Source organism: Janthinobacterium sp. EB271-G4-3-2 (assembly GCF_020858035.1).
In the GTDB taxonomy this organism is placed as follows: domain Bacteria; phylum Pseudomonadota; class Gammaproteobacteria; order Burkholderiales; family Burkholderiaceae_D; genus Janthinobacterium; species Janthinobacterium aestuarii.
Genome location: NZ_JACYMG010000018.1, coordinates 21,458 through 42,605 on the forward strand (window position 1 = coordinate 21,458; position 21,148 = coordinate 42,605).

Consider the following 21,148-nt stretch of genomic DNA (forward strand, 5'->3'; position numbering starts at 1 on the left):
GCGTCGCCATGGTGCTGCGGTATTGTACGGCTTGCACGCCGCCGTGCCCATCCGCACGCGCAACGGCGTTGCAAATGGGCGTCAAGGAACCTTACTTCAGCTTGCGTCCGATGGCCACCACGGCGATCACGGCGCCGGCAAACAGCAGGCTTTCGCCCGTCAAGGGCTCGTGCAACAGCACGGCCGCGCCCACCAGAGTCAGGAAGGGCTGCAGCAGCTGCGTCTGTCCCACGCGCGCCACGCCCCCCAGCGCCATGCCCCGGTACCAGAAAAAGAAGGCGATAAACATGGAAAACACGGAGATGTAGGCAAAACCCAGCCAGGCCGCGCCGCTGGCCTGCGCCATCAGCGCGCGCTGGGGCCACGCGTTCCACAGGACCACGGGCAAGACAAAAGGCACGGCCAGCAGCAGCGCCCAGCAAATCACATGCTGGCCCGGCATGGCTTGCGCCAGGCGCCCGCCTTCCGCATAGCCGAGTGCAGCGAGCAGCACGGCGGCAAAGATCAGCCAGTCGGCCAGGTGGAAGCTGCCGCCGCCCTGGCGCAATGCGAAAGCCACCACCAGCGCGGTGCCGAGCAGGGCCATCAGCCAGAATCCCGGGGAAGGGCGTTCCTTGCCGCGCAGTACGGCAAATACGGCGGTGGCCAGCGGCAAAATGCCCACCAGCACGGCGCCGTGCGAGGCGGGCAGGCTGCGCATGGCGACCGACGTCAGCCACGGGAAGCCCACCACGCAGCCCAGCGACACCAGGGCCAGCGGCAGCCATTGTTCACGGCGCGGCAGCGGTGCACGCTGCTGCCACAGCCACAGGCCGGCCAGGCAGGCGGCAACCAAGGCCCGGCCCAGGGCGACAAAGGTGGGATCGAGTTCGGCGACGGCCATGCGCGTAAAAGGCAGGGTCAGGCTGAAGAGGGCGACGGCGATGAGGCCCAGCAGCAGGCCTTTGCGGTCGGCGCCGAGGCGGGGAGGATGGCTGACGGGGGCGGTACTGGTGGTCGATGGCATGTTTTTCCTGATACTGGCTGATAGGTGTGCGGGGTGCGCGGCAGGCGTGGATTAATTTCTGCCGTACTGCTATCCTAGGGCGCAATAGCAATACAGTACAAATACACTTTTACACATAATTCCACATACTGTCATGGTCATATGAGCAATACACCCGCCTCTCCGTCCCTGCCCTTGCTGTCGCGCGCCTCGGGCGAAACCCTGATCGACCAGATCGCGCGTTCGCTGGCGGCGCGCATCGATGACAAGCTGCTGCGCGGCGGCGCCCGCATGCCTTCGATCCGCCAGTGCGCCGCCAGCCTGGACGTGTCGTGCGCCACGGTGGTGGCCAGCTACGACAAGCTGGTGGCGCGCGGCTACCTGGAATCGCGGCGCGGCGCCGGCTTTTTCGTGCGCGAGCGCTCGCCCCTGAACACGCCGGCGCCGCCCCCCGGCGCGCAGGACGCGGCGGCGCAGCCGATGGATATCGTTTGGCTGATCCGAAACATGTTCCGCCAGACGCCGGTCATCCCCGCGCCCGGCACCGGCATGCTGCCCGCCGAGTGGCTCGATGGCGACCTGGTGGCGCGCGCCTTGCGCGACGTCAGCCGCCAGCCGGGCAGCCTGCTGCTCGGTTACGGATCGCCGCAGGGTTTTTTGCCGCTGCGCCAGCAGTTGCAGTTGAAGCTGGCGGGGCTGGAAATCGCCTGTCCGCCCGAGCAGATCGTCACCACGGTGGGCGTGATGCAGGCGCTGGACCTGGTGGCGCGCGAGTTTGCCCGCCCCGGCGACACCATTTTCGTCGACGATCCCGCGTACTGGCTGATGTTCGGCGCCTTTGCGGCCATGGGCATGCAGGTCATCGGCATCCCGCGCCTGGGTGACGGCCCCGATATCGCCGTGCTGGCGGAACTGGCGGCCCTGCACCGTCCCAAGCTGTACGTGATCAATTCGGTGCTGCACAACCCCAGTTCCACGTCGCTGTCGGCGGCCAAGGCGTTCCAGGTGCTGCGCCTGGCCGAACAACACGATTTCCTCGTCGTCGAAGACGATATCTATTGCGACATGCATCCCGGCGGCGAGGTGCAGCCGGCCACCCGCCTGGCCGCGCTGGACCAGCTGCGCCGCGTGATTTACCTGGGCGGCTTTTCCAAGAGCCTGTCGGCCAACCTGCGCGTGGGCTTCATCGCCACCTCGCCTGAATGGGCGCAGCGCCTGGCCGACCGCAAGATGCTGGCCACCCTGACCACCAGCGACATCGGCGAGCGCGTGGTGTATAAAATCCTCTCGCAAGGCTTGTACCGCAAGCATGCGGAACGGCTGCGCGCGCGGCTCGACAAGGTGCGCGAGGGCACGTACCGCCGCGCCGAGCGGGCCGGCCTGCGTTTCGATCCCGCGCCGGCCGGCATGTTCATCTGGGCCGATGCGGGCTGCGACACGAATGTGCTGGCCGAAAAGGCGCTGGCCGAGGGGCTGGTGCTGGCGCCGGGCAGCCTGTTCTCGCCGCGCCAGCTGCCGTCGACCCGCATGCGCCTGAATCTGGCCACGGTGCAGGACGACCGCGTCTGGGATTTTTTCGCCCGCGCACTGGGCTAACACGGCACATTTGCCGGGTGCTCTTGAAATCGCTAGTACCATCCCCAACTCCGTAGAATCCGTCCCATCCACAAGACTATGAGGTAAAAATGGCTGTCTCCGAAAAGCAAACCCTGGGTTTTCAGACCGAAGTGAAGCAAATGCTGCACCTGATGATCCATTCCCTGTACTCGAACAAGGAAATCTTCCTGCGCGAATTGATCTCGAACGCGTCCGACGCGGCCGACAAATTGCGCTTTGAAGCGATCGATAACGACGCCCTGTACGGCAACGATCACGAATTGAAGATCAAGGTCAGCTTCGACAAGGATGCGCGCACCATCACCATTTCCGACAACGGCATCGGCATGACCCGCGACGAGGCGATCTCGCACCTGGGCACCATCGCCAAGTCGGGCACCAAGGAATTCTTCGGCAAGCTGTCGGGCGACCAGCAGCAGGACGCGGCCCTGATCGGCCAGTTCGGCGTGGGCTTCTATTCCGGCTTCATCGTCGCCGACAAGATCACCGTCGAAACGCGCCGCGCCGGCGTGGACGCCTCCGAGGGCGTGCGCTGGGAATCGGCCGGCGAAGGCGATTACAGCATCGAGAACATCGAAAAAACGGGCCGCGGCACCGACATCATCCTGCACCTGCGCGAAGGCGAGGACGAATTGCTGTCGAGCTGGAAGATCAAGTCCATCATCCGCAAGTACTCGGACCATATCTCGCTGCCGATCGTGATGCAGAAGGAAGAGTGGGACGACGAGAAAAAAGAAACCGTCCAGAAAGACGAATTCGAAACCGTCAACCAGGCCAGCGCCCTGTGGGCCCGCAACAAGGCCGACATCACGCCGGAACAGTACGACGAATTCTACAAGCACGTGTCGCACGATTTCCAGTCGCCGCTCACGCACACGCACAACCGCGTGGAAGGCCGCAGCGAATACACGCAGCTGCTGTACATCCCGGCCAAGGCGCCGTTCGACATGTGGGACCGCAACAAGCGCGGCGGCATCAAGCTGTACGTCAAGCGCGTCTTCATCATGGACGATGCCGAGCAGCTGATGCCGACCTACCTGCGCTTCGTGCGCGGGGTGATCGACTCGGCCGACCTGCCGCTGAATGTATCGCGTGAAATCCTGCAGGAATCGCGCGACGTCAAGGTCATCCGCGAAGGCTCGACCAAGCGTGTGCTGGGCATGCTGGAAGAACTGGCGAACGCGGACGAGCAGGACAAGAAGGACAAGTACGCCGTCTTCTGGAAGGAATTCGGTCAGGTGCTGAAAGAAGGCATCGGCGAAGACGCGGCCAACAAGGAACGCCTGGCCAAGCTGCTGCGCTTTGCGTCGACCGCCAACGACAGCGATGAGCAAATCACTTCGTTCGCCGACTACGTGGCGCGCATGAAGGAAGGCCAGGACAAGATCTATTACGTCACGGCCGACAATTACGCCGCAGCGAAAAACAGCCCGCACCTGGAAATCTTCCGCAAGAAGGGCGTCGAAGTGCTGCTGCTGACGGACCGTGTCGATGAATGGATGCTGTCGTTTATCCAGGATTTCGAAGGCAAGGAACTGGTCTCCGTCGCCAAGGGTGGCCTGGACCTGGGCGCGCTGGAAGACGAAGCGGAAAAGAAAGAGCACGAAGAAACGGAAACCTCGTACGCCGACCTGGTTGGCAAGATGAAGGCCGTGCTGGCCGACAAGGCCAAGGACGTGCGCGTCACGTTCCGCCTGACCGATTCGCCAGCCTGCCTGGTGGCCGATGAAAACGAATTGTCGGGCAACCTGCTGCGCATGCTCAAAGCGGCTGGCCAGAGCGCGCCGGAATCGAAGCCGATTTTGGAAATCAACCCGAACCACCCGCTGGTGACGCGTCTGAAATACGAAGACGCGGAAGGCGGCAAGTTCGGCGACTGGGCCAATATCCTGTTCGACCAGGCCATGCTGGCCGAAGGCGGCTCGCTGGCCGACCCGGCCAGTTTCGTCAAGCGCCTCAACGAATTGCTGCTCAATTCGGCGAAGTAATCACCATCGCATGCCTAAAACGTAGGTCGGATTAGCGCAGCGTAATCCGACACGGCGGCGGTGACCGATGTACTGAAGCCGGCCCTTTCCTCGTGGAAGGGCCGGCTTTTTTCATGCGCATGCCTCAAGCCCTGGCCGCGGCGACTTCAGGCATAATTGCCCCTTGTTGAATTTAATCCGTCAATGGCCGGCATGGCCGTTGATGCAGGAGCCTGTCATGTCAGTGAGTACCCGCGACGCCCTTTTGAAAAGCGCAGAGATCCACCTGCGTTCGAAAGGCTACGCCGCTTTCAGTTATGCCGATTTGTCCGAAGAAATCGGCATACGCAAGGCCAGTATCCACCATCATTTCCCCACCAAGGAAAACCTCGGCGTGGCCTTGATCACGCAATATATCGACGTGTTTACGGAAAAGCTGCAGGCGATCGATGCCGCGCATGCCGATCCGGTCGAACGCCTGCGCGAGTTCGGCGGGCTGTTCCTGGCCAGCGCCAACGACCATTTGCTGCCGCTGTGCGGCGCGCTCGCGGCCGAAATGGCGGCGCTGCCCGAATCGCTGCAGGCCCTGGGCCGGCAACTGATGGCGCAGCAGCTGGACTGGATGGAAAGCAATCTCGTGCAGGCGGCGCAGCTGCACGGCTGGACTTTGCGGAAGCCGCCGCGTGACTATGCCTTCATGCTGCTCAGCGCATTGGAGGGCGCCAGTTTTATCGGCTGGGCCCTGGGGCCTTCGACCGATCCGCTGGCCGCTTTCCATTACATGCTCGACAATCTGGCGTAGCGCGGGCCAGCCCGCTCAGGCAAACAGGGCGGGTTTGGCGACCATGAGCGCGCAGATGGTCAAAAATACGGCCAGCTTGAGGCACAGCCAGATCCGCAGTCTGGCGCCCGCCTGCGCGTATCCCTGTTCCACCTTCTCTTCCACCTTGTCCGCCCAGAAATGGTCGATGGCTTGCGCGCCGATAAAAAGCGCGAGGGACAGCCGCATCCAGCCCATGTGCAGCCAGGCCCACTGTTGCTGGTACAGCAGGACCAGCCCGCCGGCAAGCACTATCCAGCCTGCGACGGCGATCTGCTGATGGAGTTTATGTAATGTATCGCGGCCGGTGGCATCGCGCATCAGGTTCAGCAGGCGCGGCGTCAGCATCATCGGGCCGATGAAGGCGATGGCGGCGGCGACGTGCAGTATCAGCAGAAATGTATAGGTGTTCATGGCGTTCTCGTATCGGCAAGGACGGTTGTTTGCGGAACGTTTAGAATAAGTTTTACTACCCACTTTCGCTACTCGCATTCATGGCAAAAACTGCAGCGCATGCGGAGCCCCGCAAGCGGCCGTCCCAGGCCAGATCGGCCGCCACCGTCGCGGCGATGGTGGAGGCGGCTGCTCGCATTATTGAGGTGCGGGGCTGGGCCGCGTTGACGACAAATCATGTTGCCGAGCTGTCCGGCGTCAGCATCGGCTCCCTGTACCAGTACTTCCCGTCGAAAGAGGCGCTGCTGGCCGAACTGGTACGCCGCGAACGCGCGATGCTGCTGCGCGACGTGGGTCTAGCCATGGCGCTGGAAGGGGAACTGCCGCTCGCGATAGAACAGGGTGTGATGGCCGGCCTGGCGCACCAGTTCAGGCGCCCCGCGCTTGCCCTCGCGCTGGAATCGGCGCCATCGTCGCCATCGTTGCAGCATGAGGACGAGGCCTTGCGGCAGGCGCTTGCCGGCCAGCTCGCGGGGCTGCTGGCGCGTCATGGCGTCGCCGATCCTGATATGGCCGCCGCCGACGTGATTGCGCTATGCCGCGGCATCATCGACGCCGCGGCGCTGCGGGGAGAAACCGATATGGCGTCGCTTGCGCGGCGCCTGGGGCGCGCGGTCCATGGCTACCTGGACACGGCGGGACCTGCCAGGGAAGCTGCCGCCAGCGCTTAAGGGAGGATGCAGCCGTCCAGGCCACACATCTCCCCGGCCGATGCGGCCAGGTTCTCCCGGGATTGCGCATGGAGGTTCTCCAGCGCCTGCAGGAATACTTCTGGCGGCTGCGCGCCGGAAATGTGCGCTCCATTGCCAAAGACGAACAGCGGCACGCCGGAAGCGATGCGCGATGCGCTGCGCTCATCGTCCCGCACCTGCTGGCGCAATTGCGGTGTCGACCACGCGCGCTGCACCGCCTCGGCAGGCACGCCCGCCTGCGCCGCGAGCAGGGCGAGGGTATCGTGGTCGAACAGCGATTTTCCGTGCGTAATACTCTGCTCATACAGCACTTCGACCAGGCGCTGTTGCAATGCCGTGTCGCCGGCGGCCTTGACGAGCATGTGCGCGTCCATGGTGTCGCCAAACAGCATGGTGTCGAAGCGGTAGTCCAGGCCTTCGGCCGCTCCATGCGACTGCACCGAATACAGCATGCCCTCGGCGGCCATCGGATCGCGAAATTTTTTCAGCAAGGCTGCCTTGATCGGTTCGGCCTGATGGTTCGGTGCGATGCGGTAGGCGCGCAGCCTGACCTGCACGGCGTCCCTGTGTTCGAAAGCGGCAAGGGCCTTCTCGAAGCGGCGCTTGGCGATCCAGCACCAGGGGCAGACGAAATCGGACCAGATGTCGACGACCAGCGCTTGTGTGTTGTTTTTCATGGTTGCTCCTTGAGTGGCCGGCCCGGCGTGCACGCATGCCAGGCCGGCTGATGCGGCGGTATCAAGCCTTGTCGAACGCGTCCAGCACGTGGGTGCTGTAGACAACGGCGGCGCCCGCATTGAGGTTGATCGCCACGCCGAGCGCCTCGGCAATTTCTTCCACGGTCACGCCCAGCTTCTTGGCGGCGGCAGCGTGGAAGGCGATGCAGCCGTCGCAGCGCGTGGTGACGGCCACTGCCAGCGAGATCAGTTCCCGCGTTTTCGCGTCGAGATGGTTGGTCTTGTCGCCGGCGCCGCCCAGTGCGGCGATGCCTTTCATGGTGTCGGGCGTCAGTGCGTTCAATTGCAACGCACGCGTGTTGATGTCTTGCCGAGCTTGTTTCCAGTCTTCCATGATTTCCTCGCTATGTAGGCGCTTGCGCGCGGGTTGGTGGCTAGATGATTCCCGGGATGGGTATCAGACCTCGATTACTTCCAGGGTGGGCAGCATGCGGATGGCCTTCGAGAAATTGGCCAGGTTGACCGACGTTTTGGTGACGGCCTGGTGCAGCGCCTCGACGCGCTCGCGCGAGGCATCCGTGCGCAGCCGCACCACGTAGCTGACTTCGTCGTAGCCGGGATTGACGTTCTCGTCCAGGCCGAGGAAGCCACGCAGGTCCAGCTTGCCGTCCGTTTCGATTTCCAGGCTGTGCACGGTGATGCCCATGGCCGCCGCATTGGCTGCGTAACCGACTGACAGGCAGGCGTTGAGGGCGGCCATCAGCAGCTCTTGCGGATTGGGCGCCGTGTTTTGGCCCAGCAATTCATGCGGTTCGTCCGAGGCGATCTCGAAATGGCGCGCATGCTTTTCACCGCCCAGCACATAGTGGCTGACGGTGGCCACGCTGCGCGTCTGGTGCTGCCAGCGTGTCTTGACGTTGAAACGCGCCTCGCCCTTGTCGGGATGCCCTGCCACGCCCTGGGCGAATTGCTGCAATGCTGCCACGTTGATGCCATTGAGCATATTGCTGGCAGGCGCCGCGCCATACGCGGGATAGTCGGTATAACCGTGGGACGGGGCGCCGCTGGCGCCGTAATAGGTCGAGCGGTCGCTGTCGGCCAGAGGCCAGTTGTTTTGCATGCGCTCCACCAGATCCGGGTTGGAGATGAATGGCATGCCGAAGGCGATCAGATCGAGGTCGCCTTTTTCCAGTTCGCTGCGCGCCAGTTCCTGCGTGAAGCCGCCCGCGCCGATCAGGGTGCCGTGATAGTCCTGGCGGAATTGCGCACCAAAGCCGGCTGGCACTTCCGCCGCCGTGATGGTCGGCTGGTAGTTCAGGTGCACATAGGCCAGCTTCCTCGTATCGAGTGCCTGCGCAACGCTGCTCCACACCTGCGCTTCATCGGCATAGGCGCGCATGTCGTACAGGCGGCCGAATGGGGAGATGCGTACGCCGACCTTGCCGCTGCCGATGGCGGCCGACAGCGCGTCTATGGTCTCGAGCAAAAAGCGCTGGCGGTTGGCGATGCCGCCGCCGTACTGGTCGGTGCGCGTATTGACGGCGCTGCTGAGGAACTGGTCGAACAGGAAGCCGTTGGCGGCCATGATCTCGATCCCGTCAAAGCCAGCGTCGATAGCGACTTTTGCCGCATGCACGAAGTCGGCGGTGACGCGGGCGATCTCGTCGACGCTCAGCGCGCGCGGCACGCTGGGCAGCACCGGTCCGGCCTTGCCCGGTTCGATCCAGGCGTAGACGGTGGTGTTTTCCGCCGCCACGTCGCTGGGGCCGACGGGCGCCGCGTTGCCCGGCTGGATAGATACATGTGACATGCGGCCCACGTGCCACAGCTGGGCGAAGATCTTGCCGCCCTTGGCATGCACGGCATCGGTGACCTGGCGCCAGCCCTGGCCCTGCGTGCTGCTGTAGATGCCGGGCGTGTACAAATAGCCGCGGCCTTCATCGGAGACGGGCAAGCCTTCGGTGACGATCAGGCCGGCCGAGGCACGCTGGGCGTAATACAGCGCGGTGAGCGCATCGGGAGTGTTTTCGAGCGTGCGCGTGCGCGTCATCGGCGCCATGACGACGCGGTTGGCCAGGGAAATGCCGGACAGGTCATAAGGGGTGAACAGTTGATGCATGTGATGCCTCGCAAATGGTCGAATGCGCCGTGGCGCGGAAGGATTGCCGGGTGAAATACCGGGTGCGAAATAAGTCTACCATCTAGTAGGTAGGCAAGTCAACCGGTCGCATTGCCGGCAAAAATCGCTATGATGCGGCTTTGCACGGGACGAGACGGATGATTGCCATGAAAAACCGCCTGATGGCGGGCCTGGGAGCGCACGCGCTGGGCTGCCTGCTGTTTATTGTGTTGAGCTGGCTGGGGTTTTACCTGTACACGCAGCTGTTCGGCAGCCTCGGCTCGCGCGGTGTGGCGGGCGGCCTGGCCCTGCTGCTCGTGTTTTACGTGTATGCGGGTACGAATCTGCTGCTGGCGCTGCTGCCGCCCGGCAGGTGGAAGCCTGCGCTGTGCGCCTTGCTGGGCGCGGCCGTGCTCGCGTATCTGCTGCCCCAGCATCCGCTGCGGGCGATCTACTTCAGCGTGCTGTCGGGCGGCTTGAGCTGGCTGGCCGTGCTGGCCAGCGCGCGTTTAAGCAGATATTTGCGCGGCTGACAGGCGCCTAATAAAAGCGGCGACGGCGCCGGCGGCCGCTTCCGGCGCCGCCTGCAACAGCATGTGCGGCGCGGCGATGTCGACCAGTTGCGCGCCCGCTGCCTGCCGCAGTATCTGCACGGCGTTCGCCGGCGGCACCAGGCGGTCGTGGCGGGCGCGCAGGTACAGCACGGGCAGGCTGCCGCGCGCGAAGCTGCGCGTGGCGTTCGTTTCCAGTACGGCGCGCAGGCGCTGGCGCAGCGTTGCCGGCGGCACTTGCGCCAGCGCCGCGGCCAGTTCCTCTTGCAGTTGCGGCGTCGCATACGGCGCCAGCAGCGCCTGGCGCAGGGCGAAGCCGGGCATCGTGCCGAAGGGCACGAGGCCGAGCAAGTGGCGCAGCGGCGCCAGCATCGGGCGCGGATTGCGCACGAACGAACAGCACAGGACCAGGGCGCGCATGCCGGGCGGCGGATCGGCGCGCAAAGCCGCCCCCAGCGGTCCCGAAAACGATTCGGCCAGCACGACGAAGGGGCGGTCCCGCGGCAAGCGATCGCGCACGAATGCTTCCAGCGCCGCATAGTCGAGTGGCGCGGCCGGGAAGGCGATGGCCAAGGTATCGATGGCGCTGTGCGCGCGCAAGGCGGCGTCGAAATGGTGGAACAGGCTGGCCGTGCCATCCATGCCGGGCAGGAGGACAAGCAGGGGCGAGGCGTGGGTTGATGTCGTCATTGCGGCCATCATAACAGCCTCGCCGGCGCACGCGCCGTCCGCCAGCCGCACGGCATGCGGGCTGGCGCCATGCTAGAATCGCCGGCGCGCCATGCGTGGCCGCAAGAGCGGCCAAATCCCCGACAGACAGAATCATGCATATCATTTTTTCGAATTACCGCACCCTGGGCGGCACCTTGCTGGCAGCGGCCTGCATCCTTTCCCAGCCCGCCCGCGCCACGGCGGCGCCCTCGGCGCCGGCCGGGAAAAGCCTGTCGTCCTTGCTGGCCGGCGGTCCCTTGCCGCGCCTGAGCGAAGACCCGCAAGTGCGCGCGGTCCTGTTTGATTTCTTCGGTTACGCGCGCGGCAGCTACACGGAAGACGATGAATTGCTGCTGGCGCAGGCGCTCGAAGCGATCAGCGAAAAGCGCGACGCCACGCGCACTGTGCTGGCCGATGGCCGCCAGTTGCTGGCGTCGATGAATGACCGCAAGCAGGGCCGCGAACGCGGTGCCATGCTGCTCGACAAGCGCGGCACCATCATCGCCTTTGGCCTGGTCAACGGGCATTGCCGCCTGGAGGGCCAGCCGCTGGTGAAGGTCTGCAATCCCGATCCGAACGCGGTGCTGACCGTGTTCCACCGCAAGGGCATGCTGGTCGGCGATGCGGCGCCCTTGCTGGCATGGGCCCGGCAATTGCCGCCCATGCTGGCGCTGATCGCGGGCGACAAGGAAGCGGGCGCCGATGGGCAGAAGATCGCCACCGTCGAATATGTGCTGGCGCAGCCGGCCCTGCCGGGCTGGAACCGCGCCCAGTTGCCGCCCGCGTATCCGCCGGCGCTGCTGCCGCTGCTGCTCGATAAGTCCACGGTGCTGACGTCGGCTGGCGCGGGCGTGTTTGCCTATCCGCTCACCTTAAAGGGCAAGAAACAGAACAATGTGCTCGACCATGCCGAAGGCCGCCCGCCGCGCGACCTGGAAGTGGCGCTGCGCAGCTATGCCAGTTTCGACACGGTGGTCGAGCGCTACCGCCAGCTGGCCAAGGGCGCCCGGCTGCAGCGCAACGAGCGCACGGCCTACCTCGACGGCAACATGGGGCAGGGCAGCTACCGCGTCTACATCCGCAACACGGGCGCCGATGGCGTCATGATCGACGTGGCCTTGTGGCAGCGCAAGCTGGCCACCAGCCGCTGATCTAGCAAGGGTCTGGCTGTTCGTAGCCCAGTTGCACCAGCTGCGCGGCGATGGCGTCGTCGCGGGTTTTTTTGCCCGTGCGCAGGCGCGCATGCGTGAGGGATGCGGGCAAGCCATGCGCCAGCAAGGCGTCGATGTCGAGCATGGTTTCCGATGCCGACAGCTGGCGCAGGGCGGGCAAGGCGGCGAGGCCGGGTAGGCTGTCGAGCGTCTTGCAGGTGTGCAGATGCAGGCGTTCAAGCACGGGATTGGGCCCCAGCGCGATCTGCCGCAGCTTGATCTGGTCTTCCACCCATAGCGCCTGCAGCAGCGGGAAACGGCCGATATCGCCGAGGGTTTCCAGGCCGCGCACGCGTACCACTTCCAGTTTCCGCAACAGGGGCGCCTCGATGTGCGCGAGCGATTCGCGTCCGCCCAGCTGCAACAGCAGCCGGTCCAGGCGGGCCATCTCCGAGATGAAATCCAATGGCACCTTGTTCTTGATGCGGTACAGCGACAGCTCGTGCAGCGCCGGCAGGCCAGCCACAGTGCCGATATGCCGGTCGTGGCCCTCGATGACCAGGCTGGCCAGCTGCGCGTAGTGGCGCAGCGGCGCCAGGTCGATATTGTTTTTGGCCGACTCGCCCAGGTTCAGGTATTCGAGGCCGCGCAAATTATCGAGCTGCAGGATGTCGGCCTGCGCCAGCTGGTACACGCCCAGGCTCAGGCGCTTCAGATGGCGCAGCTCGCCCAGGGTTTCCAGATGGATGGCTTGCCAGTGGCAGTCGATGGACAGGCTGGCCACATGCGGCAGCGCGCGCAGGATGCGGGCATCGAACACCCTCGGGTCGTAACCGTAGATGCGGATGGTCAGCGCCGTGCCGCAGGTGGCGGCCAGGGCGTCGAGGTCGGCCAGCAGCGGCTCGGGCTCGCCCAGGGTATCGAACTGCACCAGTACCTGCTGGCCGCCCGTGATGGCGGCGCGGATCGCCCTGGCGTCGATGTGCCCGGGGTTCTGGATGCGTAGCGGCTGTGTTGCTTGCGTCATGGTCATAGTCCTATCGGGTAGTCCACTTTCCTGGGAGGAGGGCAGCCTTCCGGCCCCGGAAACGTCTGCTTGCCCGTGTCGTCGTAGCGCTTGCCGCACTCGACGAGCACGCGCTTGCGGAAGGTGTAGATGCTGGCCACCTTGCCATTCGGGTGGTAGCAGATATTGTCGCCGTCGCGGTCGGCCGAAGCGTAGCTGATCATGGTCTCGCCGTTGACCGTACGCGTGCTGTGGCCGCTGCGCGGCTCCGTGCATTTGAGCTGGCCGCTTTCGTAATAGACGTTCAAGACCGAGGTGTCGGCGGCGCGGTCGACCAGCAGTTCGTCCTTGCGCTTGCCGTTCGGGTAGTTCGAATAGCCTTCCTGGCGCTGGCCGTACTGGAAGGCGTAGTAATACTGCGGCTTGCCGTCCGGGTAGTACATATGGTGGTACTCGCACACGTCGTCGCGCGTGCTGCCGTATTCCTTGAAGGTGCAACGGTGGATGTCGTTGAGCAGCTGGCCGTCTTCATAGTATTCGCGCAGGTGCGTGAGGAGCCTGCCCTGGTCGATGACGGCCAGGCGCTCCGGCTTGCCGTTCGGGTAGTAGCGCGCGTCCAGGCCCTGCTTCTTGCCGTTGTCCCACAAGGTATCGAGGCGCAGGATCTTGCCGTTGTCGTCGAACGCCTGTTCACGCCCATCGAGCTGGCCGTTGCGGTAGGTGGCCGTGTAGACCACGTATTCCTTGCCGGCCGGGCCCAGATAGCGCGTGCGGCTGCCTTCGAGCACGCCGGCCTGGTAATGGTCGCGCAGGCGCAGCGCGCCTTGCGCATCCGTGTCGATCGCTTCGCCCTGTTTTTTGCCTTGCGCGAAAGTGACGCTTTGCGTGGCCTTGTCCTTGAGCTTGAGCTTCCACGGCCCGTCGCGCAAGCCTTCGATGAAGCTGCCGTCGCCGTCTTCCGTGATCCACGCGCCATGGCGCGAGCCGTTGACGTAGTTGCCGCGCGTTTGCAGCTTGCCGCCCATGCTGCGTTGGTGCGGGCCGTTCAGCTGGCCGCCCGCGTAGGTGTCGAAGCCCGTCACTTCCTCTGCATCGGCATAGTTGACGACCGTCCAGCGGCCTTCGCGCTTGCCGGCACGGTACACGCCGCTCTCGCTCTGCCTGGGGTAATTGAAGTACCACATGCCTTCCTGCAGCCCGTCGACGAAATGGCCTTTTTCGCTGCCTTCGTGCATGCCTTCGCGCACCCACAGGCCCTGGCGCTTGCCTTTCGCGTACTGGCCCCGCTCGACCACCGAGCCGTCGTCCCAGGCCAGGCTGTAGATGACGGAAGGGCCCTCCTGGCTACCCGTGAACTGCTGTGGCGCCGTTTCCCACGTTACTTGCCACAGGCGGTAATTGCGCAGGATGCCGGCGCCCGCATCGCTGTACAGGGTGTAGCTGGCGGTGAGAAAACGGTCGCCTTTTTTCTCGAAGGTTTTCTTGTAGATGATGGCGTCCTGGCTGCCAGCCGCCACGGGCTTGCCCTCATCGCTGTAGTAGCCGACGACGGTGCCCTGCGTATGGTCGATGGCGTCGAAGTCCGCATTGCCGCTCTTGCCGCGCGCGACGCTGTAGTCCATCGGCGCCAGCTTGGCCAGCGCCGCCTTGACCTGGCCCGCGTTGGGAGTGGCGCTTTGCGCCACGACGCGGTTCAGGGCCGGCTGCAAGCCGTCGAGGCGCCGGTACTTGCCGGAACTGCGGTGGTAGCGGTAGGCGCGCAAGCCGTTCTTGCCGTCCTGGCGGAACAGCACCAGCATGGTTTGCACGCTGTCGTCCGACTCCTTGTCCAGCGAGGCGTAGAAGACGGAACGGATGACGGCGTTGCCGAACTGGTCGAGCAAAACCGGTTTCGAGCTGTCGCTCTTGCACTCGCAGTAATAGCCGTTGACGCCCTCTTTTTCCTTGAGAAAGGCGATGTCGAAGCCGCTGTCCTGCGAGGCGGTGATGGCGGGATGGGCGAGGCTCTTGCCTTCGTAGAAGGGCGCGCCGTGGGCGAAGGCGGAGCAAAGCAGCAAGGGCAGAAGAACTGGCAAAAGCGGACGTTTCATCGTGAGGCTGGCGCCGGGGCGCCGCAATGGAAAGGCCACGATTCTGCCTGCGTTCTTACTTGTGGGCAAATGGGCGCGCGTCTATCGTGTGCGCGCCCTTGTTCAGGGCTGGTGCGCGGCGCAGAAGTCCAGCAGCAGCTGTTCGCCGTCCGGCCACGGGCCGTAGCCGGCGTCGCCGTTGATATGGCCGGCGTCGCCGATCATGGTGAAATCGCTGCCCCAGGCGGCGGCAAACGCGCGTGCCCGCGCGAAGCTGACGTAGGGATCGTCGCCGCTGGCGACCACCAGGCTGGGAAACGGCAAGGCTTGCAGCGGCATCGGCGCAAAGCCCGTCGTGCCGGACGGGTAGGAGGGCGCTTCCACGTCGCTGGGGGCAACGAGGAAGGCGCCGGCGATCTTGTGCGGCGAGCCGCTGGCAGCCCAATGGGCCACCAGCGTGCAGGCCAGGCTGTGCGCGGCCAGCACAGGCGGGCGCTCGCAGGCGGCGATGGCGCGGTCGAGCTCCGCCACCCATTCGTCCTTGTCCGGCGTCTGCCATTCCCGGTGCGGCACGCGCGACCATTGCGGGTGGCGCGCTTCCCAATGGGTTTGCCAGTGCTGCGGCCCGGAATTCCACAGGCCGGCCAGGGTCAGGACCAGAGGCGACATCATTTCTCCTTTTGAAATTGAAATCAGAGCTCCGTGCGTAGGGCGAAGAGCTCAGGGAACAATACCACGTCGAGCATCTTGCGCAAATAGCTGACGCCCGCCGTGCCGCCCGTGCCCGTCTTGAAGCCGATGATGCGCTCGACCGTCGTCACGTGGCGGAAGCGCCAGAAGCGGAAGGCCGTTTCCAGGTCGACCAGCTTTTCGGCCAGCTCGTACAGGGCCCAGTGTTTCGACGGGTCGCGGTAGACTTCCAGCCACGCCGCCTTGACGGAAGCGTCGGCGCTGGTCGGCAGGGTCCAGTCGGCGTCCAGGCGCCCGGGGGCGATAGGCAGGCCGCTGCGCGCCAGCAGCTTGATCGATTCATCGTAGACGGAGGGCGTGCGCAGGGCGGCGTCGAGCACCTTGTAGGTATCGGGCGCCGTCGTGTGCACGTTGAGCAGGGCGGCGTTCTTGTTCCCCAAAATGAATTCGATCTCGCGGTACTGGAAGGACTGGAAGCCGGACGAGGCGCCCAGGTAGGGACGGATGGCCGTGTATTCGGGCGGCGTCATGGTGGCCAGGACGTCCCAGGCGTGCACCAGCTGGTCCATGATGCGCGCCACGCGGGCCAGCATTTTAAAGGCGGGCGCCAGGTCGCCGCTTTGCAGGTTGGCGCGCACGGCGTGCATTTCGTGCAGCATCAGCTTCATCCACAATTCGCTCGTCTGGTGCTGCACGATGAACAGCATTTCGTTGTGGTTCGGCGACAGCGGATGCTGGGCCGTGAGGATGCGGTCCAGCGCCAGGTAATTGCCGTAGCTCATCGATTCGCTGAAATCCATCTGCGCGCCATGCCATTGCGCATCCTGGCCGCCCGCATGCATGGGGCAGCCGCTCGTGTTTTCCTTGTTCATATTCTTGTCGTCGCTCATGGGGTGATTCAGGTGACGGCGTCGCGCTTGGCGGCGATGTCGTAGGCTAGTGTGTCGAGGATGTCGCGCAGGATTTCCACGGCATCCCACACGTCGGCAAAGCTTGTGTACAGGGGCGTGAAGCCGAAGCGCATGATGGCCGGTTCGCGGTAGTCGCCGATGACGCCGCGCGCGATCAGCGCCTGCATGACGGCATAGCCGTGCGGGTGCGTGAAGCTGACCTGGCTGCCGCGCCGCGCATGCTCGCGCGGCGTGACGAGGCCCAGCGGATGGCTGGCGCAGCGCTGTTCCACCAGCGCGATGAACACATCCGTCAGGGCCAGCGACTTGCGGCGGATGGCTTCCATGCTCGTTTGCGCAAAGATATCGAGGCCGCATTCGACGAGGGCCAGCGAGAGTATCGGCTGCGTGCCGCACAGGGCGCGGGCGATGCCGTCGGCGGGCGCGAAGCCCGGGTCCATGGCGAACGGCGTGGCGTGGCCCCACCAGCCGGACAAAGGCTGGCGGAAGCGCGCCTGGTGTTTTTCCGGCACCCAGATGAAGGCGGGCGAGCCGGGGCCGCCATTCAGGTATTTGTAGGTGCAGCCGACGGCCAGGTCGGCGCCGGCGCCGTTCAGGTCCAGCGGCACGGCGCCGGCCGAATGGGCCAGGTCCCACAGCGCCAGCGCGCCTTGCGCGTGGCAATGGCTGCTGATGGCGGCCATGTCGTGCTGGTAGCCGGTGCGGTAGTTCACGTGCGTGAGCATGGCGACGGCGCAATCGGCATCGATCGCTTGCGCCAGTTCCTCGGGACTGTCGACCAGGCGCAGCTGGTAGCCGCGGTCGAGCCAGGCGGCAAGGCCTTGCGCCATGTACAGGTCGGTGGGGAAGTTGCTGCGTTCGCTGACGATGATACGCCGCGCGGCATGCGCGGGATCGCTGGCCTGCATCTGCAGGGCGGCGGCCAGGGCCTTGAACAGGTTGACGGAGGTGGTGTCGGTGACCACCACTTCGCCCGTGCCGGCGCCCAGCAGCGGGGCCAGGCGGTCGCCCAGGCGCTTGGGCAGGTCGAACCAGCCGGCCGTATTCCAGCTGCGGATCAGGTCCGTGCCCCATTCGGCCGTGATGACGTGCTGGGTGCGGGCCAGGGCCGCTTTCGGCCGCGCGCCCAGGGAATTGCCGTCGAGGTAAATCACGCCTTGCGGCAAGTCGAACTGCTGGCGCAAGGGCGCCAGGGGATCGTCGAGGTCGCGCGCGCTGCAGTCATGTCGAGAAATCATGGTGGCTTTCATGTTGATACTTGTCTCAATGGCACGATATTGCTTGAAGCTTAAAGTATTGTGCGGAAGCAGGCAGTGTAGCAAATCCATGCCGGAAAGCGGAATTTCCGCGCTCGATGAGGCGCGCGAAGTGCCTGCCTGCGGGGCGTCAACGAAAAAAATCACGATTTTTAAAAATATTTTTCAAATAGCCCTAAAGTTTTCCCAGGCGCCGCCGTCAACGATTACATGAACGGTGTCAAACCGGCCGAAAAAGAATGCGGGTCTTTGAAATATTTTTCAAAAAAGCCCTAAAGTTCCCGTTCAGGCAGCCGTTATCTAGGTAGACAGGCTTGATTCCGATCAAGTTGTTGTAAAAAAGTGATATTTTTTACAGGCCAAAAATTGGCTAAATCCGGCATGCAGCCAACCTCCGACATCCGCGCCGCTACTGGCGTGCGACCATGATCGAGCAGTGTTTGTCAGACAAACACCTACGATCCCATCCGCCATTCCCCGACCAAAAATACAGCGCTGCGCCTCTGTTGCGTTTAATGTTGCTCCTGCAGAATGTATCTCACTGGCAACAAACAATGCCAGCTGAATTCAACGGATTGAGGAGATGGAAATGACTGCTAACGACATGATGGCTGAGATTCGCGACGCTAACCTGAGCTACCTGATGCTGGCCCAGCAAATGATTCGTGCGGACAAGGTAACGGCCATCTTCCGTTTGGGCATTGCCGCCGAAATCGCCGAACTGATCGAAGGCATGAGCAATGCGCAGATCCTGAAGCTCGCTGGCGGCAACATGATGCTGGCCCGCTTCCGCTTCGACGACAGCGCCATCCTGGGCATGTTGACGAACTACAATAAAGACCGCTCGCTGGCCCAGTCCCATGCTGCCATCTTGATGGCCGGCCAAGGTGTCGAAGAAATCGCTTAAGCTTTTAAATTAGTACTCGTCAGTTCCGGAGCAAGCAGCATGGCCAAGAAAAGTGTCGTATCGGAAGCGCAGGAAATCCAGCTGGCCATCGAATTGATACAGCTGGGTGCCCGTTTGCAACTGCTGGAGACGGAAGTCTCGCTGTCGCGCGAACGCCTGCTGAATCTGTACAAGGAATTGAAGGGCGTCTCGCCGCCCAAGGGCATGTTGCCGTTTTCCACCGACTGGTTCATCACCTGGCAACCGAATATCCATTCCTCGCTGTTCATCAATATCCACAAATTCCTCGTCGATCACGCCGGCGCCACGGGCATCGAAGCCGTGATGAAGGCCTATAAGCTGTATCTGGAACAGATGCCGCCCGAAGCGGGCGAAGAGCCGCTGCTGTCGCTGACGCGGGCCTGGACCCTCGTGCGCTTTTTCAGCAGCAAAATGCTGGACATGGCGCCCTGCGGCAAGTGCGGCGGCAAGTTCGTCGTCAACTGCCTCGACCTGAACGCCGATTATGTGTGCGGCCTGTGCCACATGCCTTCGCGGGCCGGCAAGACCAAGAAGGCGCGCGATGAAGCGGCCGCTGTCGCGCCGGGCGCGCTTGCCTGAGTCGTGCATCTGAGTCGCACATATATATAAGGCAGAGAGCAAGCCGGAGCCGGTCGCCTGACCGCACTCCGGCTTTTTCATGCCGGCATCGCTTACACTGGCGTTTTCCTCTTCGGCTATCCCATGCTGCAACAAATCCTGCGCGCGCCCGCGCTCAAGGCCATCCTGATCCAGGTGCTGGCCTTTCCCTTGATGTTGCTATTGGTGTATGGCCTGGCGCGCGCCGGCGTCGCCATGTCGCTGCCGGTTGTGGCGCTGGTGCAGGGCGTGCTGGCGGCGCTCATCACGTGGCGCGCGGGACTGGCGCGCTGGTGGTGCGCCATCGGCCTGCTGTTTGCGCCCGCCTTGCTGGCCGCCAGCCTGCTCGATTTGCCCCCGGCCGTGTTCCTGGCGGCCTTTGTTTTCCTGCTGAGCTTGTACTGGTCCACATTCCGCACGCAAGTGCCGTTTTATCCGTCGGGGCCGAAGGTGTGGCAGGCGGTAGCCGAGCTGATCGCGGACCGTCCCGGCGTGCGCCTGATCGATATCGGCAGCGGCCTGGGCGGCCTGGTGCTGGACCTGGCGCGGTGCCGCTCCGACGGGCAGTTTTCCGGCATCGAACTGGCGCCGCTGCCGTGGCTGGCAAGCCGCCTGCGCGCGAAGCTGGCGGGCAGCCGCGCGCGCTTCCTGCGCGGCGACTACGAAGCGCTCGATTTCGGCCGCTACGACGTCGTGTTTGCCTACTTGTCGCCGGCGGCGATGGCCGCCCTGTGGAGCAAGGCGGAAAGGGAAATGTTGCCCGGTAGCATGCTTCTTAGTTACGAATTCCAGATTGCGGCACGCAAGCCCGATAAGACCATCGCCGCCACAGAGGGTGGTCCTTTGCTTTACATATGGTGCTTTTAAGCAATTGTCTGCGTTATTTGCTTGCCCGTGGGGCAATCTCACGTTATTGTAGTTCCACACGGCATTTTCTCGGAATTGCGTTGAAAAGCGGAGCATTTCAATTAACTTCCAGTTACTTTTTTGCCACTGTCCTTGCCGGCGGCGCAGCCGCCAAAAGACAGGAACAGGTTTGAACATGCCGGGCACACAGCCCCGGCCATTATTGGGAGTCAGGGCACTTGTTAGTCATAATCGGATACATCATCGTTTGCGCCTCGGTCTTTGGCGGCTTCGCAATGGCCGGCGGCCATCTGGCGGCGCTGTTCCAGCCGCTGGAGTTGCTGATGATCGGCGGCGCCGCCCTGGGCGCCTTCCTTGTTGGTAACAATAACAAGGCCATCAAGGCAACGATCGCCGCCTTGCCCAGCCTGTTCAAGGGTTCGCGCTATACCAAAGAGCTGTACATGGAACTGATGTCCTTGCTGTTCGAAGTGCTCAGCAAGGTGCGCAAGGAAGGCTTGATGTCGATCGAAGGCGATATCGACAAGCCCGAGGAAAGCCCGCTGTTTTCCAAGTACCCGGCAGTGCTGGCCGACCACCACATCGTCGAATTCATGACCGATTACCTGCGCCTGATGGTGTCGGGCAATATGGACGCGTTCCAGATCGAAAACCTGATGGACAACGAAATCGAGACGCACCATCACGAAGGCGCCGTGCCGGCCCACGTGATCGCCAAGGTGGGCGACGGCTTGCCCGCGTTCGGTATCGTCGCCGCCGTGATGGGCGTGGTGCACACGATGGAATCGGTGGGCCTCCCGCCGGCAGAACTGGGCATGCTGATCGCGCACGCGCTGGTCGGCACCTTCCTCGGCATCTTGCTGGCATATGGTTTCGTCGGCCCGCTGGCCAGTTTGCTCGAGCAGAAGCTGGAAGAGTCGAGCAAGATGTTCCAGTGCGTGAAAGTAACCTTGCTGGCCAGCCTGAACGGCTATGCGCCGGCGCTGGCCGTGGAGTTCGGCCGCAAGGTGCTGTTCTCGACCGAGCGCCCGACGTTCAACGAGCTCGAAGACCATATCAAGAAATCGAAAACGAAGTAAGC

At 63.8% G+C, this 21,148-nt stretch carries 21 protein-coding genes and 1 pseudogene; 10 read left to right on the plus strand and 12 right to left on the minus strand.

Annotated features, from left to right (window positions below):
* Positions 1-91: 91 nt before the first annotated feature.
* Positions 92-1,006, minus strand: a complete 915-nt coding sequence (locus IGS55_RS26460) for a DMT family transporter (protein ID WP_230519214.1) — start codon at positions 1,004-1,006, stop codon at positions 92-94.
* 141 nt (positions 1,007-1,147) lie between these two features.
* Between IGS55_RS26460 and IGS55_RS26465 the strand changes: the two genes are divergently transcribed.
* From IGS55_RS26465 to IGS55_RS26475, 3 genes are all read left to right on the plus strand, one after another.
* Positions 1,148-2,581, plus strand: a complete 1,434-nt coding sequence (locus tag IGS55_RS26465; protein ID WP_230519215.1) for an aminotransferase-like domain-containing protein — start codon at positions 1,148-1,150, stop codon at positions 2,579-2,581.
* An 89-nt stretch (positions 2,582-2,670) separates the two neighbouring features.
* Positions 2,671-4,590 carry a molecular chaperone HtpG gene (gene htpG / locus IGS55_RS26470; protein ID WP_230519216.1) on the plus strand — a complete coding sequence of 640 codons (1,920 nt, stop codon included), beginning with the start codon at positions 2,671-2,673 and terminating at the stop codon, positions 4,588-4,590.
* A gap of 217 nt (positions 4,591-4,807) precedes the next feature.
* Entirely contained in the window at positions 4,808-5,371 is a 564-nt protein-coding gene (locus IGS55_RS26475) for a TetR/AcrR family transcriptional regulator (protein ID WP_121668991.1), read from the plus strand.
* Between the two features lie 15 nt (positions 5,372-5,386).
* Here IGS55_RS26475 and IGS55_RS26480 read toward each other — a convergent pair whose 3' ends face one another.
* Positions 5,387-5,803, minus strand: a complete 417-nt coding sequence (locus IGS55_RS26480; RefSeq protein WP_230519217.1) for a hypothetical protein — start codon at positions 5,801-5,803, stop codon at positions 5,387-5,389.
* 155 nt (positions 5,804-5,958) lie between these two features.
* Here IGS55_RS26480 and IGS55_RS26485 point away from each other — a divergent pair, with 155 nt between their 5' ends.
* Complete coding sequence (locus tag IGS55_RS26485; protein ID WP_268992066.1) at positions 5,959-6,513, plus strand: TetR/AcrR family transcriptional regulator; 555 nt, start codon at positions 5,959-5,961, stop codon at positions 6,511-6,513.
* On the opposite strand, the gene IGS55_RS26490 is transcribed toward IGS55_RS26485, so the two are convergent.
* The 4 genes and pseudogenes from IGS55_RS26490 to IGS55_RS26505 form a co-directional block, all read right to left on the minus strand.
* Entirely contained in the window at positions 6,510-7,211 is a 702-nt protein-coding gene (locus tag IGS55_RS26490; RefSeq protein WP_230519219.1) for a DsbA family oxidoreductase, read from the minus strand. The two genes, IGS55_RS26485 and IGS55_RS26490, sit on opposite strands and share 4 nt — an antisense overlap.
* Before the next feature lie 61 nt (positions 7,212-7,272).
* Positions 7,273-7,605 carry a carboxymuconolactone decarboxylase family protein gene (locus IGS55_RS26495; protein ID WP_230519220.1) on the minus strand — a complete coding sequence of 111 codons (333 nt, stop codon included), beginning with the start codon at positions 7,603-7,605 and terminating at the stop codon, positions 7,273-7,275.
* A 63-nt stretch (positions 7,606-7,668) separates the two neighbouring features.
* On the minus strand, positions 7,669-8,214 hold the full coding sequence (locus IGS55_RS27925; protein WP_268992067.1) for an OsmC family protein: 546 nt from the start codon (positions 8,212-8,214) through the stop codon (positions 7,669-7,671).
* A 21-nt stretch (positions 8,215-8,235) separates the two neighbouring features.
* A pseudogene (locus IGS55_RS26505) lies at positions 8,236-9,330 on the minus strand (alkene reductase); the annotation flags it as partial.
* 167 nt (positions 9,331-9,497) lie between these two features.
* On the opposite strand from IGS55_RS26505, the gene IGS55_RS26510 reads away from it, so the two are divergent.
* Positions 9,498-9,863, plus strand: a complete 366-nt coding sequence (locus tag IGS55_RS26510) for a hypothetical protein (protein WP_230506177.1) — start codon at positions 9,498-9,500, stop codon at positions 9,861-9,863.
* Here IGS55_RS26510 and IGS55_RS26515 read toward each other — a convergent pair.
* Entirely contained in the window at positions 9,840-10,571 is a 732-nt protein-coding gene (locus IGS55_RS26515) for an alpha/beta fold hydrolase (protein ID WP_230519221.1), read from the minus strand. The genes IGS55_RS26510 and IGS55_RS26515 overlap by 24 nt on opposite strands.
* A gap of 134 nt (positions 10,572-10,705) precedes the next feature.
* On the opposite strand from IGS55_RS26515, the gene IGS55_RS26520 reads away from it, so the two are divergent.
* Positions 10,706-11,743, plus strand: coding sequence for a hypothetical protein (locus IGS55_RS26520; protein WP_230519222.1), 1,038 nt, complete (start codon positions 10,706-10,708; stop codon positions 11,741-11,743).
* 1 nt (position 11,744) lies between these two features.
* On the opposite strand, the gene IGS55_RS26525 is transcribed toward IGS55_RS26520, so the two are convergent.
* The 5 genes from IGS55_RS26525 to kynU form a co-directional block, all read right to left on the minus strand.
* Positions 11,745-12,770: a hypothetical protein gene (locus IGS55_RS26525; RefSeq protein WP_230519223.1), complete on the minus strand. Its 1,026-nt coding sequence runs from the start codon at positions 12,768-12,770 to the stop codon at positions 11,745-11,747.
* A 2-nt stretch (positions 12,771-12,772) separates the two neighbouring features.
* Entirely contained in the window at positions 12,773-14,824 is a 2,052-nt protein-coding gene (locus IGS55_RS26530; protein ID WP_230519224.1) for a hypothetical protein, read from the minus strand.
* 117 nt (positions 14,825-14,941) lie between these two features.
* Entirely contained in the window at positions 14,942-15,487 is a 546-nt protein-coding gene (locus tag IGS55_RS26535; protein ID WP_034778004.1) for an RBBP9/YdeN family alpha/beta hydrolase, read from the minus strand.
* Between the two features lie 23 nt (positions 15,488-15,510).
* The gene (gene kynA / locus IGS55_RS26540; protein ID WP_230519225.1) at positions 15,511-16,398 is read right to left on the minus strand and encodes a tryptophan 2,3-dioxygenase; all 888 of its coding nucleotides are present in this window, start codon (positions 16,396-16,398) and stop codon (positions 15,511-15,513) included.
* Between the two features lie 8 nt (positions 16,399-16,406).
* The gene (kynU, locus tag IGS55_RS26545) at positions 16,407-17,657 is read right to left on the minus strand and encodes a kynureninase (RefSeq protein ID WP_230519226.1); all 1,251 of its coding nucleotides are present in this window, start codon (positions 17,655-17,657) and stop codon (positions 16,407-16,409) included.
* A gap of 607 nt (positions 17,658-18,264) precedes the next feature.
* Here kynU and flhD point away from each other — a divergent pair.
* The 4 genes from flhD (at position 18,265) to motA (ending at position 21,146) form a co-directional block, all read left to right on the plus strand.
* The gene (flhD, locus tag IGS55_RS26550; RefSeq protein ID WP_034758381.1) at positions 18,265-18,582 is read left to right on the plus strand and encodes a flagellar transcriptional regulator FlhD; all 318 of its coding nucleotides are present in this window, start codon (positions 18,265-18,267) and stop codon (positions 18,580-18,582) included.
* 39 nt (positions 18,583-18,621) lie between these two features.
* Positions 18,622-19,182, plus strand: a complete 561-nt coding sequence (gene flhC, locus IGS55_RS26555) for a flagellar transcriptional regulator FlhC (protein ID WP_128139896.1) — start codon at positions 18,622-18,624, stop codon at positions 19,180-19,182.
* Positions 19,183-19,305: 123 nt separating this feature from the next.
* Positions 19,306-20,067, plus strand: coding sequence for a class I SAM-dependent methyltransferase (locus IGS55_RS26560; RefSeq protein WP_230519227.1), 762 nt, complete (start codon positions 19,306-19,308; stop codon positions 20,065-20,067).
* A 218-nt stretch (positions 20,068-20,285) separates the two neighbouring features.
* Complete coding sequence (gene motA, locus IGS55_RS26565; RefSeq protein ID WP_128139895.1) at positions 20,286-21,146, plus strand: flagellar motor stator protein MotA; 861 nt, start codon at positions 20,286-20,288, stop codon at positions 21,144-21,146.
* The last annotated feature ends 2 nt before the right edge of the window (positions 21,147-21,148 follow it).